Genomic DNA, 7,649 nt, shown 5'->3' on the forward strand with positions numbered 1-7,649 from the left:
CCACTTTCGTTTGGTCGCTAGAACCATCCCATGAATCAAACCTCTCGAAACCTCACAACTTTGATGGCATTGCTGTTCGTGGGCAATGCGACCGCCCAGGAAACGGCCACGCTGATCGCGACCTTTCGTTACCTGGGGCGACCTCCCGCGGGCCAGCCCATCACGCCCCTTCTCGATCGGCAATTTTGCGGGAGCGTGCCCATTCCCGATGAGCGGATGATCGTCCATGGCGACAACCACAGGCTCAAGAACGTCGTGCTGTACGTCTACACCGGGCGGCGAGGCACGGTGTTGCCGGAGCAGAAACGTCGCACCGAAACCAAACTGCTGCAAATCAAACAGTGCCGGTTCGAGCCTCACATTCTGCTCGCTCAGAAAGGAGACACCCTGCGCGTCGAAGATCACGACCCGGTCGGCCACAATGCAAATTTTCAGTTTTTCAACAATGCTCCGCTCGGGATCACACGTCCAGTTGGGGCGTCTTGGCAACGTTCGCTCGACGAATCCGAACCCGCGCCGGTACCCGTGCGCTGCAACATCCATCCTTGGATGAACGCCTACCTTCTCGTCTTAGATCACCGTCTGGCCGGAATCAGTGACGGCGACGGAAGGCTGGAAATCACAGGGTTGCCGGTCGGACAGACGATCGTCTTCCGAGCGTTTCACGAAAGCGCGAGGTTGAAGGAGGTCGTCGTCGACGGGACGGCGGAAATGTGGCAAGGGGGCAAGTTCGAACGAGTCCTGCAGGCCGGAGTGAACGACTTGGGAGTCGTCGGGATTCCGGCGTCGGCGTTCACGATTGATCGGACGCTGGATGGGAAGGCGGGGCAGAAGTAGACAGGAAAATGGGTGACAGGAAAATGAAAACGGACGACTCGATTTCAATCAAGATCGACTCAGCCGAAGATCCACATTTTCTTGTCACCCATGTTCTTGTCTTACATCCGGTCGCCCATTTTCCTGCCCCCATTTTTCTGCCATCTCTATTTTAACTCTGTGGTTTCCTTGAGCCCCAATTCGTCGAGTTGGACGTCGGCAAAGAAGACTTGTGGAGCGGCATTGTCGCCGGCTTGATTGTCATGGACGACCAATCGGATGGCGTCGCCGTCACCGATGTCTTTGATCGGAAGCGACCCGAGGAATTTTTCTTCCAGGAAGACAAACCAGTCTGTTGATTGGCGTTCAATATCGATCACGTGAAAGCGATCGAAGACCGAGGGGAGCGCGTCGGAACGGAAGGACACATCGAGGTCACCGAAATCGGACGTTTTGCTACCCAGTTGATTCTGATCCCCCTGCAATCTGACGCATCCACGTTTGCCAGACGGGTTGGCGGGGTCAAACGCAAAGTCGATATCCACGGCACCACTGTCTTTCTGCAGCCAAACGAACAGGCTGATACGCGGAATGGCAGTCGTCGAGTACCGTCGGGTCAACGCCCCCTTGCGACTGATGCAAGCGATCGCGGTCGATGCATCCGGCGCCTGGACGGTTTGCCAGGCCCCGACCATCGACCCGCCGACGTCCCATCCGCTGAGCGTTACGCCGTCAAACAACGGGGTGTTGCCGATCACTTGCGTCGGCATCCGCACGCCCGGCCGATTTCGATAAGACGGTAACAATCCGAAGGACAGGGCTGCCAGGACGAGGATCGCGATGGCCGCCACCGATCGAGCATGGGGCAAGCGTCGACGCGGACTGGATTCCGAGAATTCGACGGTTTGTGTGACGGTATCATCGGGTGGGTTGACCCGGCTGATCGTGGCCGTTTCTGCTTCTGGCTCGGGCAGGGCACGGTCGAGGGTCGGATGCTGACTGATGAATTCACGGCGTGATGCTTCGGCAGCCAAGCCCGTGGGCACACCGACCGATGCCGCTCTCGGTACTTCCACCGGCGTGGTGGTGGGCGTCGCCGGCGTGTTGACACCCAGGGCGTCGATCGCATCGATCAATTGTTCGTAGCTTGGCGGACGTGAATCGGGATCTGGATCGAGTAATCCCAACAGCAACGACATTTGGTCCTCCGGCAACCTGACTGCAAGGTCGTCCGGATGGGGCATCAGTCGCTCCGATTTCTGTTGATACAGTGCGGCGATGCTGCGGCCTTGATGCGGCGGTTTGCCGAACAACAGGTGCCAGGCGGTCGCGCCCAGCGAGTACATGTCGCTGCGAAAGTCGACTTCGCGCCCGCCGAACTGCTCGGGCGACATGTAGGCGGGGCTTCCCATCACTTTGTCGCCGGTCGTCAGTTTCAGTTGTTCGGCGGATTGATCGGCAAACATCGCCAGTCCGAAATCAGCGATCTTGACGATTTCGGTTTTGGTCGCGGAGCCTTCCGGTGGAGGCAGCAGGATCAGATTGGCCGGTTTGATGTCTCGGTGAATCAGGTTCTGGCCGGCGGCGTGATACAGCCCCGACGCGACTTGACGCACGATCGACCAGGCGGCTTGCGGCGGCATCAGCCCGCTCTCGCGCACCAGTTCCTCGCAGGTGCGTCCAGGGACAAACTCCATCGCAAAGTAATACCGCCCATCGTGCTTGCCGAAGTTCAGGGCCTGGACGATGTTGGGGTGTTGGAGTCGGGCGAGCGCCTTGGCTTCGCGTTCGAAACGGGCTGCGGCGTTCGGCTGCGCCACGTTGCTGATCAAAATGATCTTGAGTGCCACAATCCGCTCCAGGTCGATCTGCAGCGCGCGGTACACCGCACCCATTGCACCGCGACCGACCAGGTTCAAAATCTGGTACCCCGGTGCGACGTCCATCGGGTGTTGCAGCGAATAGACGATGTCGACATCCGCGGGCGTCAGCAAGCCACGTTGCAGGGCTGTCTGCGAAATGTCTCGTCCCGATTCACCCAGGTTTTCACTCAACGATTTCGCATCGGTTTCCTGGAGCAACTGGAGTTCAAGACAGGTCTCGATGAATTTCCTCTCCTGGTCGACGCTCGGCATGTTCGATTCGGTTGTCCGTCGAATGGTCTATCGGTTCAATTGTTCGAGTTGCCGGAGCACCGAGTCGACGGTGGGGCGGTCGGCGATCGATTCGCCGACGTATGCAAACCGGACACGCCCTTGCCGATCGATGATGTAGGTGGAGGGCTTGGCAAGTTCCGCTCGGATCCCCAACTGATCGACGCCCATCAAATTGATATCCAACAGAATCGGATACGGAATGTCTTCGTTGGGAATTTCGCCCCCCTTGATCCGCTTGGTCAACTCGCTCAACTTCGGAGCCTCTTCTTCGGTTTCGGTCGGGAAGATGACGACGAGCTGCGCATCGTAGGGTTCCAGTTCGTCGAACCGCCGCGCCCAACGTGACGTTTGCGATGCACAATAAAAACACACGCCTCCGTACCAACCGCGGGTGATGACCAGCACCAGATACTCTCGCGTCATGACCTCGGACAACGCGACCTCATTGCCGTCTTTGTCGGTGAATCGCAAACCCGAAAAGTCCTCGATTGTGATCGGTTGCGAAGCGGACACCTCGGCAAATCGAACGCCGTCGTCGGGAATGCGGCTGCACCCGAGCGTCGCGAAGGCGAGCACGGTGGCGAACAATACAATCGAGAACGGAAACCTGTCAAACACCTGATGACCTCTCCTGGGGGTTAGTCGTAAATTGTAGGGGGTCAGCTAGGTCTGCGGTGAAAGAACCGCCGGAGTGCGGCGGAATGGCAGAAAAACGGGGATCAGAAAAATGGGAAAGGAGTGTCCAGAGAATAAGCTCGCTCTTGTCGTCCATACTGTTTTTCTGCCCCCCCGTTTTTCTGCCATCTTCATTGGAACTCCCCGGTCGGTTTGAGCCCCAACTCATCGAGCTGGACGTTGGCAGCGAAGGCGGGTGCCGGATCCCATATTTCGCTCCGGCTTGATCGCTTGCTAGAGTCCTGCAATCGACGGGGTTCAATCGACCAAATCGCGTGGAACATGATGTTTCCCGCAGCCGACGCACGGATGGATTGCAGAATTGAGAGCGAGGACGTTTCTAGCCGCAGTGCTTTCGGTCGTGGTGATGCCGATGCTCATCACCAGGTTTGCCGATGCGCAGGAAACGTTACGTTCGGTGGGCGCCGAATCCGTCGTTCACGCATCGGTCTTGAGCACAGCGTCCCCGACCCCTTCCGGGATGACGCCCGAGCGTCTTCGGCAGCTGATGCGTCCCAGTTTTCGGTTGGGATATCAGTGGCTGGCTGAAGCGGACGAGGTTGAGCTTTCATCGTATGACGCACGAGTCACGATGCCGTTGTATCCGATCTTCGGTCCCCCTCCGCCGATGGTCAGCCTGGGATTCGAATTCACCGATTTGAAGGCACCGGCGGTTTTCCATCTGCCGGGCGATCTGTACGAGACTTCAATCGGGTTGTCATGGATGCGCCGGCGCAACGATCGATGGTCGTTTCGCTGGATGCTGGGTGTGGCCAACGCGACCGATGGCGACAACCACTCCGGCGACGCGTGGCAGTTTCGCGGCGGCGGGTTTGCGATTTACCAACCCAACGAGCGTTGGACGTGGACGTTCGGTGCGATCGCACTTGGTCGTAATGACATTCCGGTGGTGCCGGCGATCGGGTTCATCTACCAGCCCAATCCCTGTCTGCGATTCGACGCTTCGTTCCCTCGACCCCGCGCGTCGCTGTTGTTGGCCGACAATGGAGTTCGCCAACAATGGGGCTACGTCGGCGCCGGGATGGAGGGTGGAACCTGGGGCTACCAGCAAAACGACGGCGCTAACGATCAACTGACGTATCGCGATTGGCGATTCGTGCTCGGCTGGGAATCGACGCCTCGTCGCGAAGCCGGAATGCCGTTCGCGCTGGGACGCAAGATTTCTGCCGAAGTGGGATACGCGTTTGGTCGGCGGTTCGAATTCGAACGGCGGCGCGGTGATCTGGATATCCAAGACGCGGTACTGATTCGGATCGGGACCCGTTTTTAGCGGCGGGTGTGATTGAGAGTCACCAAAAGCGTCAAACCGTCAAAGAGATATTGCCCAACCAGCGGCGTCACCGTCTTGATCGACGGGATGAAAAGCGCTCCTTGCAGGTAAGCCATCAAGATGTGAAAGAAAAAGGTACCGAACAGACACACCGGTAACCACATGATCAAGCGTTGTGCGACGACCGGCCAAAGGGCCCCCCGGAAAATAGCCAGCCACATCACGGCAAGGGCTGCACCAGCAAGCCCCATCAGTAAGGCGAGCGACACTTGAGTCGCGCCGGGCGAATCCGAGGTCCAGCCATTGGAACGCAAGATTTGTTGCACGATCAGCAGTCCGACTGCAACGAACGTGGTCCACAAGATCAGATTCCCGATGCTGAACGAAAATTTTCTCAGTCGGACGCCGTGGACGACACGATTGCTGTGTTTTCTTCGCGACGATTTCGAAAATGTGTCCAGACAGGTCGCACCCGTCATCGTCGCCAAGGCTTGCGTCGTGACGACAATCACCCAACAGACTTCAGAGGCGTCGCCAAAGCCGACGAACCGAAACGGCGTGATGATCCACCAGCACAGAATCGAAACGAACGTCAACGCGGCACAGGGCACTGCGGCGTGACCACGAAAATCAGCTGCCCAAAGGGCGACCATCGAGCACTGACTGAGCACAAATCCGACCAGCAGCAACCAATGATTTTCCACGCCCTGCCACCGCGTGACCGAAAACGCCGATGCGACAAGCACCAACGCGTACAGCGTGAGGCAGATATTACGAACGAACTTTCTTGCGTTCGTTTCGTTCCCGTGGGCGGCGCCGGACTTCCGTTTTGACGGTGGCATCGGTTTAATGCGGTTCGTGTCTGATGCGGAGGAACGCAACGCTGGAGCGCCGATAGACGAAATCGGTGTGTGGAGCGTGTTGCAGACCGGGAAGGCAGTGAGATTCTAGACAGCAACGTCTTGGGTGTGGAATGTGACCAAAAACCATGCGGATGATGACTCCGCGATCATTCCCCCGTGGGCATGGGCGAACGTCCTGTCGCTCGATTCGGTGGCCGTCGGATTGGTTTGGTTGCTGGTGTTCACCGACGAGTATTGCGATCGACTGCCCTTGTGGTACGAATTCGCGATCATCGGGTTGTCGATCTGGCTGGTCTACACCGCCGATCGGCTGTTCGATTCGATCCGCCTGGACACCCGCCGTCGGCACTCGATACGCCATCACTTTCACCATCGCTATCGAAAGCCACTTTGTCTGGGATGGTTTCTGGCGTTGAGCTTGGACACCGCTCTGGTCGTCGCGTTTGCGTCCGAAGATCAATTGCGTTGGGGGTGTGCCGCGATCGCCATCGTCGTGGCGTACGTGGCTAGCGTGCAGTTTCCGAGAAACTCGGCGCGATGGTTGCCCAAGGAATTGCAGGCCGGGCTGGTGTTTGCGTTTGGGGTCAGTTTGAACGCGTGGACCGCATGGACGCCCCAGGGGACTTTTTCGCTGCCGGTTTCGGTGGGGATGGCTGCGATCTTATTTACCGCGAACTGTCTGACGATCGCGATGTTGGAGCGTGATTTGGATCGGATTCAAGCGTTTGACTCATGGGTGTTGCGTGCGCCGGGCACTGTCGGTGTTTTACCAGGCGCGCTGATTCTGCACGCCTTGATCGCGGCAGCATGGGTTGCGATCGATTCGATTCCGCCGAGGATCGGGTTCTGTTTGATCGCCAGCGATGCGATGCTGCTCGTGTTGGCCGTCGTCGGTTCACGGTCTTTGACGTCGGGAGCTGTTGATGGGGCGGGTTTTGTTTCAACCGGTCAATTGGTTGCCTTGGCGGATGTTGCGTTGGTGATACCGCCGGTTGTCTTTTGGGTCGCCCGTTCGGTCGTCGAGAGTCTTTCCGGAAACGCGGTAGGATGATCCCAGCACGTGGCGTGAGCCAGTGGCGGGTGGTGACCATGGATACAACACTCGCCGCTCGCTAACGCGTCCCGCTGGTAAAATCACGCTGATGAAAAACAACGCACAATCGGTACGGGGATACGACCGCCTGGCGACGGTCTATCGTGGACTGGAAATCTGCCTGTTCGGTAACGCACTGCACCGGGCGCGTCTCGCGCTGCTGGACCAACTTCCACGCGTTGACCGCGCGTTGGTGCTCGGAGACGGGACAGGGCGGTTGCTCGAACAGCTCTGCATCACTCAACCGGATTGCCGGATCACGTCGGTCGACCAGAGCCGTCAAATGCTGAATCATCAGAAACGACGGGTCGAACGGATCGGTGCCCTGGATCGCGTTGAGTTCGTTCAAGCCGATGCACGATCGTACGACGTGCCGGAAAACCAGTTCGACCTTGTGGTGGCCGCATACTTTTTGGATTGTTTCACCGAAGAGGAGTTGGCCGGATGTTTGCCCCGGTTTCTTGCCGGCCTCCGTGATGAAGGCATCTTCTATTTCGTCGATTTTGTCTGGCCGCCGCCGGGCTGGCGGCGGCGACAAGCCACCGTGTACCAGTGGCTGATGCACCGTTTCTTTCGTTGGCAAACGGGATTGCCGAATCGACGATTAGTCGATCTGAACGCGGTGTTGGCAAAACAGAGTCTAGTGCTGCATCGCTCCGCAGATCGAATCCACCCGATGATGGCCTGTCGCTGCTATCGCGTACAAACCGTTGGTGTCTAGCCTTTAAGCGATTCTCGGTCGCTGCGACGCAGCG

General features: G+C 58.2%; 7 protein-coding genes. 4 read left to right on the forward strand and 3 right to left on the reverse strand.

Annotation, left to right across the window (positions count from 1 at the left end; translation table 11 throughout):
- The first annotated feature begins 63 nt into the window (after positions 1-63).
- A complete protein-coding gene (locus NZK35_RS00910) occupies positions 64-837 on the forward strand; it encodes a cupredoxin domain-containing protein (protein ID WP_259630718.1) in 774 nt (257 codons plus the stop codon).
- Between the two features lie 146 nt (positions 838-983).
- Here NZK35_RS00910 and NZK35_RS00915 read toward each other — a convergent pair whose 3' ends face one another.
- Both NZK35_RS00915 and NZK35_RS00920 read right to left on the reverse strand, forming a co-directional pair.
- Complete coding sequence (locus tag NZK35_RS00915; RefSeq protein ID WP_259630719.1) at positions 984-2,951, reverse strand: serine/threonine-protein kinase; 1,968 nt, start codon at positions 2,949-2,951, stop codon at positions 984-986.
- Positions 2,952-2,978: 27 nt separating this feature from the next.
- A complete protein-coding gene (locus NZK35_RS00920) occupies positions 2,979-3,590 on the reverse strand; it encodes a peroxiredoxin family protein (RefSeq protein ID WP_259630720.1) in 612 nt (203 codons plus the stop codon).
- 430 nt (positions 3,591-4,020) lie between these two features.
- Between NZK35_RS00920 and NZK35_RS00925 the strand changes: the two genes are divergently transcribed.
- Positions 4,021-4,938 (forward strand): DUF6268 family outer membrane beta-barrel protein, encoded by a 918-nt coding sequence (locus NZK35_RS00925; protein ID WP_259630721.1) that lies wholly within the window; start codon positions 4,021-4,023, stop codon positions 4,936-4,938.
- On the opposite strand, the gene NZK35_RS00930 is transcribed toward NZK35_RS00925, so the two are convergent.
- A complete protein-coding gene (locus NZK35_RS00930) occupies positions 4,935-5,780 on the reverse strand; it encodes a hypothetical protein (RefSeq protein WP_259630722.1) in 846 nt (281 codons plus the stop codon). The two genes, NZK35_RS00925 and NZK35_RS00930, sit on opposite strands and share 4 nt — an antisense overlap.
- 133 nt (positions 5,781-5,913) lie before the next feature.
- On the opposite strand from NZK35_RS00930, the gene NZK35_RS00935 reads away from it, so the two are divergent.
- Positions 5,914-6,852, forward strand: coding sequence for a hypothetical protein (locus NZK35_RS00935; protein WP_259630723.1), 939 nt, complete (start codon positions 5,914-5,916; stop codon positions 6,850-6,852).
- A 91-nt stretch (positions 6,853-6,943) separates the two neighbouring features.
- The gene (locus NZK35_RS00940) at positions 6,944-7,615 is read left to right on the forward strand and encodes a class I SAM-dependent methyltransferase (RefSeq protein ID WP_259630724.1); all 672 of its coding nucleotides are present in this window, start codon (positions 6,944-6,946) and stop codon (positions 7,613-7,615) included.
- The last annotated feature ends 34 nt before the right edge of the window (positions 7,616-7,649 follow it).

Source organism: Stieleria sedimenti (assembly GCF_025060895.1).
Lineage (GTDB): Bacteria > Planctomycetota > Planctomycetia > Pirellulales > Pirellulaceae > Stieleria > Stieleria sedimenti.